This window comes from Brevundimonas sp., from assembly GCF_041648615.1.
GTDB lineage: Bacteria > Pseudomonadota > Alphaproteobacteria > Caulobacterales > Caulobacteraceae > Brevundimonas.
Window position 1 is genome coordinate 16,588 of the sequence record NZ_JBAZOS010000036.1, and the last position, 15,629, is coordinate 32,216.

The window sequence follows — 15,629 nt, forward strand, 5'->3', positions numbered from 1 at the left end:
CAGGCCCGGAAACCGGGCTCTGGATACGACGGCGCCCGGCCTTTCGACCGGGCGTTGATGATCGCGATATAGGCCTATTCGCGCGAAAAGAAAACGGACGCCGACAAGGCTGTACAGCCAAGGTTCATCCGGACTGCAGAACATTGGCTTCACAGGCGCGTTGTGCATCAGTGAACGCCGTTATTGGAAGGGATGACCATGTTGATTGAAATGCTGGCCGCGGCGGCGGTCATTTCGGGTGGAGCCGGTTCAGCGCAGCAGGATCCCCAGGTCGGCGCCCGGGTCGCGCCGCGCGGGGACTATCGCGACAGCTGCAGCGGCGAATATGTGAACCGGGGCCGGCTGTACGCCGACTGCCGGACCAACCGCGGGCAGATTCGCGGCACGTCGATCGAGCTGAACCGGTGCGCGGACTACGAAATCCGCAACAACGACGGCCTGCTGGTCTGCGGTCCGTACCGGGGCCAGTACGAAGGCCGGCCCGGCGCCGGCGGCAATGGTCCCGGCTGGCCGGGCGGCGGGGGGGACGGGCGCGGCTCGATCACCATCTATCGCGACGCCGATTTCCGCGGCGCCTCCTTCCGCTTCGAGGGCGAGGTTCCGAACCTGGCCAACTCCGGGTTCAATGACGCGATCTCATCGATGCAGTTCCGGGGCGCATGGGAGGCCTGCACCGACGCCTACTATCGCGGCCAGTGTCAGACGTTCACCGGTGACGTCCGGAACCTGCAGCGCTGGGGCATGAACGACCGCATCTCGTCCCTGCGTCCGGTCGGCCGCGGCGGTCGCTGGTAAGTCAGGTCGTCAGGACGATCTTGCCGACATGGCCGCCCGCCTCGAGCGCGAGGTGGGCGGCTGACGCCTGCTCCAGCGGGAAGGTCGCCTCGACCGGCGGGCGCACCGCGCCGGACGCCACCCACGGCCAGGCCGTCGCCTCCACGGCGGCGATCAGCCGGGCCTTCTCGTCGGCGGGCCGCGCCCGCAGGGTCGAGCCCGTGAGGACGATCCGCTTCATCATCAGCCTGGCCAGATCGACCTGCGCCATCGAGCCCGACTGGGTCGCGATCACGACCCAGCGCCCGAAGGGCTTCAGCGCCGCCTGATTGAGGGCGGCGTAGTCGGCGCCGACCATGTCCAGCACGACGTCGGCGCCGCCGAATCCCGAAATGGCGGTCTCCATGTCGTCGGCAAGGGCGTCCAGGCTGAGATCGGCGCCGAGGTCCAGGGCTGCGGCGGTCTTGTCAGGCCCCCGGGAGGTGGCGATGACCCTGGCGCCCGCGGCCCTGGCCATCTGGATGGCGGTGACGCCGATGCCGCTGGTCGCGCCATGGATCAGCAGGGTTTCGCCGGCCTTGAGGGCTCCGGCCTCGAAGACATTGGCGAAGACGGTGCAGACCGTCTCGGGAAGGGCGGCCGCCCGGATCAGGTCCAAACCGACGGGCACGGGAAGGGCGTGGCGCGCGTCGACCACCGCATGGTCGGCATAGCCGCCCCCGCCCAGCAGGGCGCAGACCTTGTCGCCCACCGCCCAGCGGCTGACGCCTTCGCCGAGCTGATCGACCTCGCCGGCGACTTCCAGGCCGAGGATGTCGGAGGCTCCGGGCGGGGCGGGATAGCGGCCCAGCCGCTGCAGGAGGTCGGGCCGGTTGATTCCGGCGGCCCGGACCCGGATGCGAATCTGGCCCGGGCCCGCGACGGGGTCGGGCCGTTCCGCGAGGGTCAGCGCCTCCGCCGGACCTGCTCCGCCCGCGATCTCGATGACCCGCATTCGCCTCATCCCGTTCTTGCAATCGTCCGTATCCGGGCGTTCAGATAGGGCGTTGCGTATCCGTTGGCCACGAAGGAGGCGGTGATGTTCGAGGATCCGGAGCCCCGTCCGGCGCGCGGCGCGCCACTGATCGCCCTGACGCGCGAGGATCTGGACGGCTATTCGGTCGAGGATCTGAAGCAGCGCATCGAAGGGCTCGAGGCCGAGATCGCGCGGTCCCGGGCCGCCATCGACGGCAAGTCCTCGCAACGCAACGCCGCCGACGCCATGTTCAACTTCCGCTCCTGAATCAGGCTGTTGGCACAACCGTTGCAGTCCGTTGAAGCGCCGCGCGAAACCGTGCCGGTCGTGATACGGATACGCGCACCCCTATGAGTTTGACCGACTTCATGCCCACCGACGCCGCCATTCCCTCGTCCGCCGGCCGCAGCCGCGCCGCCGTCGTCGACGATTTCGCGCGGTCGGAGCTGTTCGACCGCACCTTTCGCGAAGGCATGGAGCTGGTCGAGGACACCGCCGCCTATCTGGATGGGGACGGCCGGCGGGAATCCAAGCTGTTGTCGCGCAGCACGGCTCTGGCCTACGCTGGCGAAAGCATGAAGCTGACCACGCGGCTAATGCAGATCGCGTCCTGGCTGCTGGTGCAGCGGGCGGTGCGAGAGGGCGACATGACCGCGCTGGCGGCGTGCGAACCGCGCTACCGGCTGGCCGACCGCAAGCCCGACACCGATCCCACGGACGGCGAACTGCCGATCGCCCTGGTCGAATATCTGGTCCGGGCCGAGAAGCTGTACGACCGGATCCTGCACCTGGATCGCCGCATGTATCTGGACGCGCCGGAGGACGATGCGGTCAATCCGGTGCAGAGCCAGCTGGATCGGCTGACGGCGGCGTTCCGAACCTGAGCTTTAAGGCCCGACGTCGTTGGCGACCCGCGCGCCGTCATCGACCGCCTTGGGCAGGCTGATGGCGATGCCGAGGGCTTCGGCCAGCTTGGCGTCCCGCTCGTAGACATCCTCGCGGAAGGCCACCCGGCCCTGACCGTCGACGAAGGCGGTCCAGTACAGCAGGCGGACGCTGATCTCGCGGCCCGTCTGGATGCGTTTGGTCTCGCGCGTGTCCTGGGCGGTGTCGAACTGTTCCAGCAGGGCCGGATCGGGCGACAGCAGCAGGCGGGCGAAATCGACCGCGCCCTGCACCCGGACGCAGCCGTGCGAACGCTGCCGCATGGACAGGTTGAAGGCGGCCTTGGACGGGGTGTCGTGCAGGAAGATGGCGTAGCTGTCGCGCAGTTCGAACTTCACATAGCCCAGTGCGGCGTTCGGTCCGGCGCGCTGGATCACCGTGCCGTTCGAAATGTACATGTTCTGGCTGGCCAGATAGCCCGGGCCCTTGGGCAGGATCTCGTTGCGGGCGATCGAGGCGGGCACGTACCAGGGCGGGTTGGCGACCACCGAGGCGAACGGCTTTTCGAGGCTGGGGGTCTGGTTGGTCGGAGACCCGCAGACGACGCGGTTCGAGTGAACGGGACGGCCGTCCTTCCAGTAGACCATGATGGCGGCGGCGGTGTTGACCTCGATCCGTTCGGGCGAGACCTCGCGCTTCAACCAGCGACGACGCTCAAGGTTCAGGGCGATCTGACGGGCGCGGTCCTCGGCCGAGGCGGACAGGGAGCGCTGGCTGCCCGTGCCGATACGGCCATCTGCGGCGAGGCCGTGCCGGACCTGGAAGCCGCGCACGGCGGCCTGGAGCTCGGGGCCGTAGACGATGCCCTCCTCGGTCAGGCGCACCCCGTCAGCCTCCGGCAGGTCGCCTTCGGCGACGAGACGCTGGATGAGCGCGGGAATGCGGGCGTCGCTGGCGCCCGGCTCGATCGTCGGTCCCTGACGGAAGGCGGGCCAGCCGCCCTCCCGGATCAGGCGGCGGTAGCGAACATAGCCGGCGGACAGGTTGGAATAGCCGATGTCTGTGGGCGCGAGGCCCTCGAACCAATCGACCAGACGGTTCTGGGCCAGGGCGTCGTTCAGGCCGACGGGCAGGTCGACGCGGTTCTTCTGCATCTCCCACAGGTCTTCGACCGTCTCCGGGCGGACGCGGCCCTCGGCCAGGACGCGGGCATAGCCCATGGCGGCCGCCGTGGTGCGCATCTCGGCGGCGTCGCGGTCGGCTGCGAGGGTGTCGAAGTTGAAATAGTCGGTCTGCGACAGGCCGTGACGCTCGGCCCGGCCGGCGGCGGCCTGCAGCGCGCGCAGCCGTTCCGGATTCCAGACGGGCCGCCAGCCGTTCAGCTCGTAGAAGGCGCGGACGTCCGGCTGAATTCCCGCGGGCAGGCGGGCCAGCTGGTCGTTGAAGCGATCATAGAAGGCGACCGCGGCGGGATCGCGGGTCTGGGCCGAGGCCGCCTGACCCATGGCCGACGCAAACGCCGTCACGGCCGCGCCCAGTCCGAGTTGCCGTCGATTCATCGCCAAGGTCTCTACGCAGGATTCGATGCGGGACACCGTGTCCACGCCCCCGAAAAAGCCAACGCCGGGATGTTATCGGCGTTCCGGTCAAACAGAAAGGCGCCGGTCCGGGGACCGACGCCTTTGTTGTCGTCTTGCCTCAGGGTGTGGCCTGAAAGCCCGCACCCGCGGCGGCCTACTTCTTGATGAAGCCGGCGAACTTGTTGTTGAAGCGCGAAACACGGCCGCCGCGGTCCAGCATATGCTGGTTGCCGCCGGTCCAGGCCGGGTGCGTCAGCGGATCGATGTCCAGGTTCAGGACGGCGCCTTCCTTCTGGTAGGTCGAGCGCGTTTGATAGGTCGTACCATCGGTCATCGTCACGGTGATGAAGTGGTAGTCGGGATGCGTATCCGCCTTCATGGTCCTGGTCCGGTCTCTGCGCGATGACGATGCCGACCGTCGGAGCGCGAAAATGAGAAAACCCGCCAGCGAAGGGCGGGAATGAGCGGCGGCGTTTACACCGGGGGGCGATCCGGGGCAAGAGGCGCGCGCCATGACAGATGCAACCGCCACCGCCGACGCCGCTGACATCCGGGGACGCCCCGGCGCGGGGGCCGTTCTGATCGAACAGCTGGGCGAGGCGGGGCAGCGGCGCGAGAGGCGACGCGACATCCGTCCGCTCGGCCGGCTGCTGCCCTATGCGATGCGGCACAAGGGCCATCTGGCGATGGCGGCGCTGTGGCTGATCCTGTCCACGGCCGCCTCCCTGGCGCTGACGGCGTCGGCGCGCGGGGCGATCGACAACGGCTTCGACAACGGCGGATCGCAGCTGAACCTGTGGTTCCTGCTGCTGGGGGCCAACGCCCTGTTCCTGGGGCTGGCGACGGCCGTCCGCTATTATTTCGTGACCAAGACCGGCGAGCGGGTCATCGCCGATCTGCGCAAGGGGCTGTTCCGGCGCATCCTGACGCTGGATCCGGCCTTCTACGCCGCGATGCGGACGGGCGAGGTGCTGTCGCGCCTGACGACCGACATCGCCCTGGTCGAGACGCTGCTGACGACCTCGGTGTCGTTCGCCCTGCGCAATTTCCTGACCCTGATCGGCGGAACCGTCCTGCTGTTCGTGGTCAGTCCCAAGCTGACCGGGATGGTGTTGCTGGTCGTGCCGCTGCTGCTGGGCCCGATCTTCCTGTTCGGGCGACGGGTGCGGAAGTTGACGGTGGCGTCGCAGGACCGGTTCGCCAACGCCGTCGGCTTCGCCGGCGAGAGCGTGGACGCGATCGAGACGGTCCAGGCCTTCGGCCGCGAGGCCAGCGCCATCGACCGCTTCGGCCAGGCCGTCGAGGACGCGTTCGGCGTCTCTCTGGTGCGGATGAAGGCGCGGGCCCTGATGACGGCGATGATCATCATCGTCATGTTCGGCGGCGTGACCCTGGTGCTGTGGCTGGGCGCGCAGGACGTGATCGCCGGGCGGATGACGCCGGGCGCCCTGCTGCAGTTCGTGCTGCTGTCGGTGTTCGCGGCCGGGGCGGTGGGGGCGCTGGGCGAGAGCTGGGGCGATGTGCAGAAGGCGGCCGGGGCCATGGAGCGGATCGACGAGTTGATGCGTAGCGAGGCCGCGATCCGGCCGCCGGAGACGCCGCGGGCCCTGCCGGAGCCGCCGACGGGCGAGGTGTCGATGTCGGCGGTGCAGTTCGCCTATCCGGGCCGGCCCGACCTGCCGGCGCTGAAGGGATTTTCGCTGACGGTGCGGCCGGGCGAGACGGTGGCGCTGGTGGGGCCGTCGGGGGCGGGCAAGAGCACGGTGTTCCGGCTGCTGCTGCGCTTCTACGATCCGCAGTCCGGCGTGGTGTCGGTGGACGGGGTCGATGTGCGCGAGGCCGATCCGGTCGCGGTGCGCAGCCGGTTCGCCTGGGTGTCGCAGGAGGCGCCGCTGTTCTCGGGCTCGGCCAGCGAGAATATCCGCTTCGGGCGGGAAGACGCCGACGAGGCGGCGGTGCGGGCCGCGGCCGAGGAGGCGCAGGCCCTCGCCTTCGTCGAGGCCCTGCCGGAGGGCTTTGACACGCCGCTGGGCGAGCGCGGCAAGAGCCTGTCGGGCGGGCAGCGCCAGCGGATGGCGATCGCCCGGGCGCTGGTCCGGGACGCGCCGATCCTGCTGCTGGACGAGGCGACCTCGGCGCTGGACGCCGAGAACGAACGGCTGGTGCAGGCCGCCCTCGATCAGGCGATGGAGGGCCGCACGACCATCGTCATCGCCCACCGCCTGGCCACCGTCCTGCGCGCCGACCGCATCGTGGTGATGGAGGACGGCAGGGTGGTGCAGGAAGGCACGCACCAGGCCTTGATGGCCCAGGGCGGGCTGTACGCCCGGCTGGCCGAACTGCAGTTCCGCGCCGACTAGGCTTTCGGCTTCATCCGCAGGCCGCCGATGATGGCGCCGCCGACGGCGTAGACGACCAGCAGATGGCTCCAGTCGATGGGCAGCAGGCCGATCGGCGAGGTCTGGTAGATGAAGCCGTAGGCCGAGGTCATCAGGGCGAAGCAGACCCCGGCGGCCAGGCCGATCTTGAGGCCGTTCATCAACCCCGGCGCGCCCTCGCGGGCGATGAACCAGCCCAGGCCGACCATCGTGACGAAGGTCTGGACCAGACCCAGCAGCATCCATACGGGATCGCCGCCGCTCTCGTCGGTGACGCCGGTCAGGGCCATCCATTTCTCGGCGAAGATCAGGCCGTACCATAGGAAGCCGATGAAGAAGGCGACCACGGTCGCCACGACGATGCCCAGCCAGTTCAGTTTCGCAGTCATGTCCAGCCCCTCCCAAGGCCCGCGGACGATCCGCCTCCGGACAAAGGCTACGCCTGTTCGCGAGGCGATCAATGAACGGTGTTCACTCGAGCGCGGCGGCGATGCGGTCGGCGAGGGCGCGCAGGGTTTCCGTATCGGCCATGGGGGCGTGGCCGTGGCCCTTCATGGACCGGTCCGCCCAGCGCGGGATGATGTGGAAATGCAGATGGAAGACAGTCTGGCCGGCCGCGTCGCCGTTCAGCTGCATGATCTGGACGCCGTCGGGCCGGAGCGCCGTTTCGACCGCGCGGGCGGTGCGCCGGGTCGCCTCGGCGAGGCGGGCGAGGGCGTCGGGTTCGATCTCCAGCAGGGTGCGGGCGGTCGAGGTTTTCGAGACCAGCAGGACATGGCCTTCCGACTGGGGGAAGACGTCCATGAAGGCAAGGACGTGGTCGTCCTCCCAGACCTTCACCGCCGGAATCTCGCCGCGCAGAATTCGGGCGAAGATGTTGTCGGGATCGTAGGGGGCTTTCAGGGTCACGGGAGGCTCCGGGCGGCTTTCAGGACAGCTTAGCGACGCGGCCCGGACGAGGGGAGCCCCGGCGGCCTTCGGGTGTTAGGGTCAAGGTCAAAAGGGAGTCGGCCATGCTGCGTTTCATCGTCCAGTTTCTCGTCACCTGCCTGGCCCTGTGGCTGGCGGCGCAGGTCGTGCCCGGAGTCGCGTTCACGGATACGCCCACGCTCTTGCTGGCGGCGGTGCTGCTGGGCGTGGCCAACGCCATCGTGCGGCCGATCCTGACGATTCTCACCTTCCCGCTGACGGTCATCACCTTCGGCCTGTTCCTGCTGGTGGTGAATGCGGCGGTGATCGGGCTGGTGGCGGTCCTGCTCAGCGGGTTTGTGGTCGACGGCCTTTGGGCGGGCATCGGCGCGGCCATCGTCACCGGCATCGTCAGCTGGATCGCCGGCTGGTTCATCGGCGAGGATTCGCGGCGCGAAGTCTGATCCATCAGCCGTCCTTCCTGAAGGGCGAGAGTTCCTCGGTCATGACCGCGATCTCGGCCTCGACGGCGGGCCGCTCGCCCTCGAGATAGCGGGCGACAGGCTCGCGCAGGGCCGGGTCGGCGATGAAATGGGCCGAATACACCGGTGACGGCAGATAGCCGCGGGCGATCTTGTGCTCGCCCTGGGCCCCGGCCTCGACGCGCGACAGGCCGCGCGCGATCGCGAAGTCGATGGCCTGGTAGTAGCAGAGCTCGAAATGGAGGAAGGGGACCTCCTCCAGCGCGCCCCACTGGCGGCCGTAGAGGGCGTCGGCGCCGATCAGGTTCAGCGCCCCGGCGATCGCTTCCCCGTCGCGGAAGGCCATGACGAGGGCGATGCGGTCGGCCATGGTCGCGCCGATGCGGCTGAAGAAGTCCCGGGTCAGATAGGGCCGGCCCCATTTGCGCTCGCCGGTGTCCATGTAGAAGGCGAAGAAGGCGTCCCAGTGGGCTTCCGTGATGTCGGCCCCGGTCAGGACGCGGATGTCGAGGCCCGCCTGCGCCTCGCGGCGCTCGCGGCGGATGGTCTTGCGGCGGTTCGAGGACAGGGCGGCGAGGAAGTCGTCGAAGGTGTCGTAGCCGCCGTTGCGCCAGACGTATTGCATGTCCTGACGCTGGAGCAGGCCGGCCTCGCCCATGGCGTCCCATTCCGGCCGGGTCGGGAAGTTGACGTGCAGGGAAGAGACGCCGAGCCGTTCGGTCAGGGCGAGGGCGCCCTGCAGCAGGGCCTGCCGCACGGTGGCGGCGTCGGCGTCGGGATGGGCGAGGAAGCGCGGGCCGGTGACCGGGGTGAACGGCACCGCGGCCAGCAGCTTGGGATAGTAGCGGCCGCCGGCGCGCTGGTAGGCGTCGGCCCAGCTGTGGTCGAAGACGTATTCGCCCTGGCTGTCGCCCTTGAGCCAGAGGGGCATGACGCCGAGGACGCGGCCGGCCTCATCGCGCAGCGACAGATGGCGGCCGGCCCAGCCCTGACGCGGGACGGCGCTGCCGGAGGCCTCGCAGGCGTCGAGGAAGTCGTATGAGACGAAGGGGTCGCCCGAAGGGGCGGCGCAGGCGTCCCAGGCCTCGCGGCCGATGTCGGCGATGCGGTCGTGGACGTGGATCTGGAACGCCGGGCTCATGCGGGCGTCCCGCGAAGCGGGCCCTGATCTTCATCGTGCGCCGGACTGGCGAGGGGAAGGTTCATCACGAAGGGCACGAAGGATTCACAAAGAACACGAAGGGAGTTGTGAATGGCTCCGGCCTCTTTGTGCCCTTCGTGTTTCCTTCGTGTCCTTTGTGATGAACCCGCTTCGCGGGAAGGGTTGAGCAGCGGAGCTCACCGCACCTCGACGATGGCGTCGACCTCGACGGCGAAGCCGAGGGGGAGTTTGTAGACGCCGACGGCCGAGCGGGCGTGGCGGCCCTTGTCGCCGAAGACCTCGACCATCAGGTCGGAGCACCCGTTGATGACGGCGGGGATGGCGGTGAAATCGCCGGCGGCCTGGACGAAGCCGCCCAGTTTGACGACGCGGACGACGCGTTCGAGGTCGCCGCCGCAGGCCGCCGAGATCTGGGCCAGCAGATTGACGCCGCACAGACGGGCGGCGTCCTTCGCCTGTTCGGGCGAGACGTCGGCGCCGACCGTGCCCTTGATTCCGCCCGAGGCGTCGTTCGACAGCTGGCCCGATATGTGGACGAGATTTCCCGTCTGGACGAAGGGCACATAGTTGGCCACCGCGCTGGCGGGTTCCGGCAGGACGATGCCGAGTTCGGCGAGACGGGCGGCGACGGTCATGGGCGAAGCTCCTGAAGGGTTGGCGGCGGTTTAGCGCGGGCAGGGGGCGTTGTCTTCTCCCTCCCCCGAAGTGGGGAGGGATGTCGGCGCGTAGCGACGACAGGGTGGGGAAGTGTGAAGCCGGGGGTCGTCGGTGCGGGACTGGCGTTCCCCGCCCGGGGCTCCGCTGCGCTTCGCCATCCCTCCCCATGAAGGGGAGGGAGAAAAGGTGTGGTATTTTAATACCATTATATGATAAGTGTTTTATTTCAACAGGATAGGTGCGATGTCTGCAATAACACCGCCTTGACCCCACGCCCCCCATCCTCTATCAGCGCGCCTTCCGCTCGTCCCCGTCATGGGAGGGGCCCCCGTTCGTCTGTCCCAGGAACCCCGAACATGCTGAAGAGCACCACGGTCGCGCTGAAGCCGGCCGAGGTCACGAAGAAGTGGATTCACATCGACGCCGAAGGCGTCGTGGTGGGCCGTCTCGCGACCTTCATCGCCAATCGTCTGCGCGGCAAGCACCGCGGCGACTACACCCCCCACGTCGATTGCGGCGACTATGTCGTCGTCACCAACGTCGACAAGGTGGTGTTCACCGGCAAGAAGCTGACCGACAAGATCTACTACCGTCACACCGGCCACCCCGGCGGCGTCAAGCAGACGACCCCCGAGAAGGTGCTGAACGGCCGCTTCCCCGAGCGCGTGCTCGAGAAGGCCGTCGAGCGCATGCTGCCCAAGGAGAGCCCGCTGGCCCGCCTGCAGATGACGCACCTGCGCCTGTTCAACGGCGCCGCGCACACCCACGAAGCCCAACAGCCGGAAACGATCGACTTCAAGTCGGCCAACTCCAAGAACACCCGGAGCGTCTGAGCATGACCGACGTGACTGCTGAAACGCCCGTCGTCGAGAACGACGCCCCCGCCGCCGCGCCCGCCGCGACCGGCTTCGACGCCCTCAAGGGCCTGGGCACCGCCTCGGCCTCCGAGGACGCCCCGGTCTATGTCCAGAAGCTGGACGCCCAGGGCCGCGCCTATTCGACCGGCAAGCGCAAGAACGCGATCGCCCGCGTGTGGATCAAGCCCGGCTCGGGCAAGATCACCATCAACGGCAAGGATCAGCTGCAGTATTTCGCCCGCGAAATCCTGCGCATGATGATCGCCCAGCCGCTGGAAGTGACCGACCGTCTGACCCAGTTCGACGTCGACTGCACCGTGCAGGGCTCGGGCCTGTCGGGCCAGGCCGGCGCGATCCGCCACGGCCTGTCGCACGCCCTGACCCACTATGAGCCGGCGCTGCGCCCGGTCCTGAAGCCGCACGGCTTCCTGACCCGCGACAGCCGCGTCGTCGAGCGCAAGAAGTACGGCCGCGCCAAGGCCCGCAAGTCCTTCCAGTTCTCGAAGCGCTAGGCCGTTTCACCTACGGTTCGGAATGGGGCGCTTCGGGAAACCGGAGCGCCCTTTTTCTTTGGCTGCTGTCAGGGATGCTGAGGTACGGATAGGCACTATTGGCGTCGTGGGGACAAACTCATGAGTACGTTGACCATCGGTTCACTGCTTCTTGCTGGCCTATTGATCGGCTTGGAAATGCTCCTGCGGCCGATCCGACGAGCAGTGGAGCGATCTGCCACCGCCGCCGAGTTGTCGGCGCTTTACGCCCGGGAATTATGCTGGAGAGCGCATGACGCGGCTCGACAGCGGAATGGCCGGGGAGAGCTGATGCGGTGGCAAGATCCCGCCGAAATAGACTCGATCGCAGGATCGATCTTGGCAGACGCAGATCAGCGGTCCGAGCGTAAAAGACAACGCGAGGCGCAGTACGGTCCCGACCCAACTTCGTATCGCTATTCGGACACCGGGCCAGAGGCGGAGGCTGCAAAGGCCGCTTCTCAAAAATCGTCGGCAGAGTTCGATGCTTGGCTCAAATCGATCGTCCCTGACGAACCCGGAAAGACTTGAGAGTAACGGATGACCCACACCATCTTCATCGACGGCGAGGCCGGGACCACCGGGCTGGAGATCCGCGAGCGGCTGGAGGCGCGCGGCGATCTGGAGCTGATCCTGCTGGGCGACCGGCGGCGCGATGTCGAGGCGCGGCGCGAGGCGTTGAACGCGGCAGACGCGGTGATCCTGTGCCTGCCCGATGACGCCGCGAAGGAAGCGGTGGCGATGATCGACAATCCGGCGGTGCGGGTGATCGACGCCTCGACGGCGTATCGGGTCGATCCGGCCTGGACCTATGGTTTCGCGGAGATGGCGGCGGGGCAGGCGGAAAAGATCGCGGCGGCGAAGCGGGTGTCGAACCCCGGCTGCTATCCGACGGGCTTCATCGGGCTGGTCCGGCCGCTGGTGAGCGCGGGGGTCATCCCGGCGGGCTGGCCGGTGACGGTCAATGCGGTGTCGGGCTATTCGGGCGGCGGCAAGGCCATGATCGCGGAGTTCGAGGCCGGCGGGGCCGGGGCGTTCCGCGCCTACGGCCTGTCGCTGAAGCACAAGCATGTGCCGGAGATGACGCTGCATACGGGGCTGGAGCGGCCGGTGCTGTTCGCGCCGGCGGTGGGGGCCTACCGGCAGGGGATGCTGGTCGAGGTTCCGCTGCAGCTGGCGGCCCTGCCGGGGTCGCCGTCGGTCGAGGTGGTGCACGGGGCCCTGGCCGAGGCCTATGCGGATTGCCGCTTCGTCGAGGTCGCCGAACTGGAAGAGACCGAGGCCATGTCCGGAATCGATCCGGAGGGGCTGAACGGGACCAACACCATGCGGTTGCATGTGTTCGGCGACCGGGCGGGCGAGCAGGTCCGGCTGGTCGCCCTGCTGGACAACCTCGGCAAGGGGGCCTCGGGGGCGGCGGTGCAGAACCTGAACCTGATGCTGGGGCTGGCGGAAGACACCGGGCTGTCGTGATCCTTCTCCCCTCGGGGGAGAAGGTGGGCGGCGGAGCCGCCCGGGTGAGGGGGCTGGCGGCATTGGTCCGGTCGGTTGAGAGCGAGCCCGGCCGGGCTTACCCCTCATCCGTCTCGCTTCGCGAGCCACCTTCTCCCCCAAGGGGAGAAGGAAGGGGCACTTGAAACCGCGTCGTGGATGCCGACGTATCTCCCGCATGACCCAGCTCAACCGCCGTCATCTGTTCCTGACCGCCGGCGCGGTCGCCCTGTCGGCCTGTTCGCCGGGAAGCGCGGACGCGTCCGAGCGGCAGTATGCGAACTCGCCGTTCCGGCGTCTGACCGACGCCCAGTGGCGCGAACGGCTGCCGCGGGCGGCCTATGACGTGCTGCGGCATGAGGCGACCGAGCGGCCGGGGAGCAGTCCGCTGAACGACGAACACCGGCGCGGGACCTTCGTCTGCCGGGGCTGCGACCTGCCGCTGTTCCGCTCGCAATGGAAGTTCGACAGCGGCACGGGCTGGCCCAGCTTCTATGACGTGATCGCCGCCAATATCGGCACAAAGACCGATTTCGCCATCGGTATTCCGCGTACGGAGTATCACTGCGCCCGCTGCCTCGGGCATCAGGGGCATCTGTTCATGGACGGGCCGCGGCCGACCGGAAAACGCTATTGCAACAACGGCGTGGCGCTGAAGTTTCAGCCCGCCTGAGAGCGCGCCCTGATCGCTGACTCCACCGTCGCTCCGAACCAGACCGAGGCGATGATGACCAGCAGGCCGTAGTCGGGACCGGGCATGAAGACCGGTATGGCGGCGGCGGCGATGACCAGCATCGGAAAGAGCGTCGCCCAGCCGGCCGTGCCCCGGCTGCCGGGATGGATCAGAGGCGGGCGGGGGGCGATCTTCATCATCCGCAGCATCACCGGGTTCAGCAGCACGAAGCCGCCGGCGCAGATGATGGCCAGCAGGGGATTGCGGATCAGGCCGATGGGCGGGCCGTAGACGGTGGCGGTGATGACCACCAGCAGCAGGGCGATACCCGTGGTGATGGCCAGCAGCAGGTTCGGTTCGAGACGCTTCAAGACTTCACTTTCACATAGGATCCCGGCGCCGGTTCTATGGGCGGAAGCGGGCCTTTTTCGGGATCGCGGGCCGGGACCCAGCCGCCGGAGCGGGCGTGCAGCCAGGCGGCCCAGTGCTCCCACCAGCTGCCGGGATGCTCCTCGGCGCCCGCCTGCCATTCGGCGAGGGTCGGGGGCAGGGCGGGGTTGGTCCAGTGCTGGTATTTGTGCGCTGATGGCGGATTGACCACCCCGGCGATATGGCCCGAGCCGGCCAGGGTCAGGGTGACGTCGGCGTTCGAGAAGGCCCGGGCCGAACGGTAAACCGAATTCATCGGCGCGATGTGGTCCTCGCGGCTGGCCTGGAAATAGAGGGGGATGGCGACCTTCGACAGGTCGACCTTGATCCCGCCGATCGTGAACTCGCCCCGCGCCAGCCGGTTCTGGCCGTACATGGAGCGCAGGTAGTCCATGTGCAGCTTCTTGGGCATGCGGGTCTGGTCGGCGTTCCAGAACAGCAGGTCGAAGGCGGGCGGGTCCTTGCCCATCAGATAGTTGCTGACGAAAAAGGACCAGATCAGGTCGTTGGCGCGCAGGGCGTTGAAGGTCTCGGCCATGGCCGCGCCGGGCAGGACGCCGCCGGCGGCGTCCATCTGCTGCTCGACCTCATTGAGCCAGTGCTCGTCGGTGAACAGCAGCAGATCGCCGGCCTCGGCGAAGTCGTGCTGGGCGGCGAAGAAGGTGTTGGCGGAGACGCGTTTGTCGCCCTTGGCCGCCATGTGGGCGAGGGCCGCGCCCATCAATGTGCCGCCGATGCAGTAGCCGACGGTGTTGATATGGTCTGACTTCGACTGCTCCAGCGCCTTTTCGACGGCGCGGTAGACGCCCTTCTCGAGATAATCATCGAAGCCGAAGCCGGCCTTGTCGACGTCCGGATTGACCCAGGAACAGACGAAGACGGTGAAACCCTGGGCCGAGAGCCAGCGGATCATCGAGTTGTCGGGCTGGAGGTCGAGGATGTAGAATTTGTTGATCCAGGGCGGGAAGATCAGCAGGGGAATGGCGCGCTGCTTGTCGGTGGCGGGATCGAACTGGATCAGCTCGAACAGCTCGTCGCGCCAGACGACCTGGCCCGGGGCCGTGGCGACGTTCTCGCCGACGACGAATTTGCCGTAGTCGGCCTGGCTGATCTTCAGCTTGCCGGCGCCGCGCTCCATGTCGGCGGCGAAATTCTGCATCCCCTTGACCAGCGATTCGCCGTTGGACTCGGCCAGGGCCTTGAGGGCGGCGGGGTTGGAGGCGAGGAAGTTGGACGGCGAGAAGGCGTCGGTCAGGAGTTTGGTGAAGAATTCAGCGCGGCGTTTGACCAGAGGATCGACGTCCTCGACGCTGGAGACGAGGCCGTTCATCCAGTCGGCGGTGACCAGATAGGACCGGCGCATGACGTCGAACAGGGGATTTTCGGACCAGGCCGGGTCCTTGAAGCGCTTGTCGCCCCGGTCTTTTGGCGAGGCCGGGGCGGGGGCCTCCTCGCCGGCGGCGCGGCGGGTCGTGGAGGCCCACAGGTCCATGTAGCGGTTGAACAGGTCGGCCTGGGCGGCGAACAGCTTGTCCGGGCGCGAGGCCAGGCTGGTCATGACGGAGTTCATGGCCGGGCCGATGTGGAACGGGTCCGGCGACAGGGCGGCGGGGCGGTCGGCCTGGGACAGGGCCGCCTCGGCGATGGCCGACTGGGCCGTCATGGCCGCCCTGGCCAGGTTCATGGACAGGGTTTCGAGCATCTGGCGCTGGTCGGCGCCGGGGAAGGCGAAGGCGCCTGCCGGCGTGGGGGCGGCGGCGGGCTCGGGCGCCGGTTCCGGCTTCGGGGCCTGGGCGGGTCTGGGCGC

19 protein-coding genes are annotated in these 15,629 nt (G+C 68.2%); 10 read left to right on the forward strand and 9 right to left on the reverse strand.

Going from position 1 to position 15,629, the window contains the following annotated elements; all coding sequences use genetic code 11:
* Nucleotides 1-192: 192 nt before the first annotated feature.
* A complete protein-coding gene (locus tag WC555_RS12645; protein WP_373254067.1) occupies nucleotides 193-795 on the forward strand; it encodes a beta/gamma crystallin-related protein in 603 nt (200 codons plus the stop codon).
* Nucleotide 796: 1 nt separating this feature from the next.
* Here WC555_RS12645 and WC555_RS12650 read toward each other — a convergent pair whose 3' ends face one another.
* Nucleotides 797-1,768 carry an NAD(P)H-quinone oxidoreductase gene (locus WC555_RS12650; protein WP_373254068.1) on the reverse strand — a complete coding sequence of 324 codons (972 nt, stop codon included), beginning with the start codon at nucleotides 1,766-1,768 and terminating at the stop codon, nucleotides 797-799.
* An 84-nt stretch (nucleotides 1,769-1,852) separates the two neighbouring features.
* Between WC555_RS12650 and WC555_RS12655 the strand changes: the two genes are divergently transcribed.
* Together WC555_RS12655 and WC555_RS12660 are read left to right on the forward strand one after the other, a co-directional pair.
* Nucleotides 1,853-2,056 (forward strand): DUF1192 domain-containing protein, encoded by a 204-nt coding sequence (locus WC555_RS12655; protein ID WP_373254069.1) that lies wholly within the window; start codon nucleotides 1,853-1,855, stop codon nucleotides 2,054-2,056.
* A gap of 83 nt (nucleotides 2,057-2,139) precedes the next feature.
* Nucleotides 2,140-2,673, forward strand: coding sequence for a DUF1465 family protein (locus tag WC555_RS12660; protein WP_373254070.1), 534 nt, complete (start codon nucleotides 2,140-2,142; stop codon nucleotides 2,671-2,673).
* A gap of 3 nt (nucleotides 2,674-2,676) precedes the next feature.
* On the opposite strand, the gene WC555_RS12665 is transcribed toward WC555_RS12660, so the two are convergent.
* Entirely contained in the window at nucleotides 2,677-4,233 is a 1,557-nt protein-coding gene (locus WC555_RS12665) for a murein L,D-transpeptidase (RefSeq protein WP_373254071.1), read from the reverse strand.
* Nucleotides 4,234-4,408: 175 nt separating this feature from the next.
* Nucleotides 4,409-4,633 (reverse strand): 50S ribosomal protein L31, encoded by a 225-nt coding sequence (gene rpmE, locus WC555_RS12670; RefSeq protein WP_055830066.1) that lies wholly within the window; start codon nucleotides 4,631-4,633, stop codon nucleotides 4,409-4,411.
* 133 nt (nucleotides 4,634-4,766) lie between these two features.
* Here rpmE and WC555_RS12675 point away from each other — a divergent pair, with 133 nt between their 5' ends.
* A complete protein-coding gene (locus tag WC555_RS12675; RefSeq protein WP_373254072.1) occupies nucleotides 4,767-6,614 on the forward strand; it encodes an ABC transporter transmembrane domain-containing protein in 1,848 nt (615 codons plus the stop codon).
* On the opposite strand, the gene WC555_RS12680 is transcribed toward WC555_RS12675, so the two are convergent.
* Together WC555_RS12680 and WC555_RS12685 are read right to left on the reverse strand one after the other, a co-directional pair.
* Nucleotides 6,611-7,021, reverse strand: a complete 411-nt coding sequence (locus tag WC555_RS12680; RefSeq protein ID WP_373254074.1) for a DUF1761 domain-containing protein — start codon at nucleotides 7,019-7,021, stop codon at nucleotides 6,611-6,613. The two genes, WC555_RS12675 and WC555_RS12680, sit on opposite strands and share 4 nt — an antisense overlap.
* Nucleotides 7,022-7,103: 82 nt before the next feature.
* Nucleotides 7,104-7,541 (reverse strand): HIT family protein, encoded by a 438-nt coding sequence (locus WC555_RS12685; RefSeq protein WP_373254075.1) that lies wholly within the window; start codon nucleotides 7,539-7,541, stop codon nucleotides 7,104-7,106.
* Between the two features lie 104 nt (nucleotides 7,542-7,645).
* On the opposite strand from WC555_RS12685, the gene WC555_RS12690 reads away from it, so the two are divergent.
* Nucleotides 7,646-8,005, forward strand: coding sequence for a phage holin family protein (locus WC555_RS12690; protein ID WP_373254077.1), 360 nt, complete (start codon nucleotides 7,646-7,648; stop codon nucleotides 8,003-8,005).
* Nucleotides 8,006-8,009: 4 nt separating this feature from the next.
* Here WC555_RS12690 and WC555_RS12695 read toward each other — a convergent pair whose 3' ends face one another.
* Nucleotides 8,010-9,164 carry a GNAT family N-acetyltransferase gene (locus WC555_RS12695; protein WP_373254078.1) on the reverse strand — a complete coding sequence of 385 codons (1,155 nt, stop codon included), beginning with the start codon at nucleotides 9,162-9,164 and terminating at the stop codon, nucleotides 8,010-8,012.
* A 197-nt stretch (nucleotides 9,165-9,361) separates the two neighbouring features.
* Nucleotides 9,362-9,820, reverse strand: a complete 459-nt coding sequence (locus WC555_RS12700) for a RidA family protein (protein WP_373254080.1) — start codon at nucleotides 9,818-9,820, stop codon at nucleotides 9,362-9,364.
* 378 nt (nucleotides 9,821-10,198) lie between these two features.
* Here WC555_RS12700 and rplM point away from each other — a divergent pair, with 378 nt between their 5' ends.
* The 5 genes from rplM to msrB all read left to right on the forward strand — a co-directional run bounded on the left by rplM (nucleotide 10,199) and on the right by msrB (nucleotide 13,393).
* On the forward strand, nucleotides 10,199-10,675 hold the full coding sequence (rplM, locus tag WC555_RS12705) for a 50S ribosomal protein L13 (RefSeq protein ID WP_373254081.1): 477 nt from the start codon (nucleotides 10,199-10,201) through the stop codon (nucleotides 10,673-10,675).
* A 2-nt stretch (nucleotides 10,676-10,677) separates the two neighbouring features.
* Nucleotides 10,678-11,211: a 30S ribosomal protein S9 gene (gene rpsI, locus WC555_RS12710; protein ID WP_373254083.1), complete on the forward strand. Its 534-nt coding sequence runs from the start codon at nucleotides 10,678-10,680 to the stop codon at nucleotides 11,209-11,211.
* A gap of 120 nt (nucleotides 11,212-11,331) precedes the next feature.
* A complete protein-coding gene (locus tag WC555_RS12715) occupies nucleotides 11,332-11,760 on the forward strand; it encodes a hypothetical protein (protein ID WP_373254085.1) in 429 nt (142 codons plus the stop codon).
* 9 nt (nucleotides 11,761-11,769) lie between these two features.
* Nucleotides 11,770-12,702 (forward strand): N-acetyl-gamma-glutamyl-phosphate reductase, encoded by a 933-nt coding sequence (gene argC / locus WC555_RS12720; protein WP_373254087.1) that lies wholly within the window; start codon nucleotides 11,770-11,772, stop codon nucleotides 12,700-12,702.
* A gap of 196 nt (nucleotides 12,703-12,898) precedes the next feature.
* Complete coding sequence (gene msrB / locus WC555_RS12725; RefSeq protein WP_373254088.1) at nucleotides 12,899-13,393, forward strand: peptide-methionine (R)-S-oxide reductase MsrB; 495 nt, start codon at nucleotides 12,899-12,901, stop codon at nucleotides 13,391-13,393.
* On the opposite strand, the gene WC555_RS12730 is transcribed toward msrB, so the two are convergent.
* Nucleotides 13,381-13,764, reverse strand: coding sequence for a hypothetical protein (locus tag WC555_RS12730; RefSeq protein ID WP_373254089.1), 384 nt, complete (start codon nucleotides 13,762-13,764; stop codon nucleotides 13,381-13,383). The two genes, msrB and WC555_RS12730, sit on opposite strands and share 13 nt — an antisense overlap.
* The coding region (phaC, locus tag WC555_RS12735) for a class I poly(R)-hydroxyalkanoic acid synthase (RefSeq protein ID WP_373254090.1) at nucleotides 13,761-15,629 on the reverse strand (1,869 nt) is incomplete at its 5' end. The genes WC555_RS12730 and phaC, both read right to left, overlap by 4 nt.

Coding starts and splice junctions, on each gene's coding strand:
- WC555_RS12695 (WP_373254078.1), bottom strand. CDS start 9,164: ATGAGCCCGGCGTTCCAGATCCACGTCCACGACCGCATCGCCGACATC.
- WC555_RS12660 (WP_373254070.1), top strand. CDS start 2,140: ATGAGTTTGACCGACTTCATGCCCACCGACGCCGCCATTCCCTCGTCC.
- WC555_RS12700 (WP_373254080.1), bottom strand. CDS start 9,820: ATGACCGTCGCCGCCCGTCTCGCCGAACTCGGCATCGTCCTGCCGGAA.
- WC555_RS12715 (WP_373254085.1), top strand. CDS start 11,332: ATGAGTACGTTGACCATCGGTTCACTGCTTCTTGCTGGCCTATTGATC.
- WC555_RS12680 (WP_373254074.1), bottom strand. CDS start 7,021: ATGACTGCGAAACTGAACTGGCTGGGCATCGTCGTGGCGACCGTGGTC.
- rpmE (WP_055830066.1), bottom strand. CDS start 4,633: ATGAAGGCGGATACGCATCCCGACTACCACTTCATCACCGTGACGATG.
- WC555_RS12665 (WP_373254071.1), bottom strand. CDS start 4,233: ATGAATCGACGGCAACTCGGACTGGGCGCGGCCGTGACGGCGTTTGCG.
- WC555_RS12655 (WP_373254069.1), top strand. CDS start 1,853: ATGTTCGAGGATCCGGAGCCCCGTCCGGCGCGCGGCGCGCCACTGATC.
- rplM (WP_373254081.1), top strand. CDS start 10,199: ATGCTGAAGAGCACCACGGTCGCGCTGAAGCCGGCCGAGGTCACGAAG.
- WC555_RS12690 (WP_373254077.1), top strand. CDS start 7,646: ATGCTGCGTTTCATCGTCCAGTTTCTCGTCACCTGCCTGGCCCTGTGG.
- WC555_RS12675 (WP_373254072.1), top strand. CDS start 4,767: ATGACAGATGCAACCGCCACCGCCGACGCCGCTGACATCCGGGGACGC.
- WC555_RS12645 (WP_373254067.1), top strand. CDS start 193: ATGACCATGTTGATTGAAATGCTGGCCGCGGCGGCGGTCATTTCGGGT.
- argC (WP_373254087.1), top strand. CDS start 11,770: ATGACCCACACCATCTTCATCGACGGCGAGGCCGGGACCACCGGGCTG.
- msrB (WP_373254088.1), top strand. CDS start 12,899: ATGACCCAGCTCAACCGCCGTCATCTGTTCCTGACCGCCGGCGCGGTC.
- WC555_RS12650 (WP_373254068.1), bottom strand. CDS start 1,768: ATGCGGGTCATCGAGATCGCGGGCGGAGCAGGTCCGGCGGAGGCGCTG.
- rpsI (WP_373254083.1), top strand. CDS start 10,678: ATGACCGACGTGACTGCTGAAACGCCCGTCGTCGAGAACGACGCCCCC.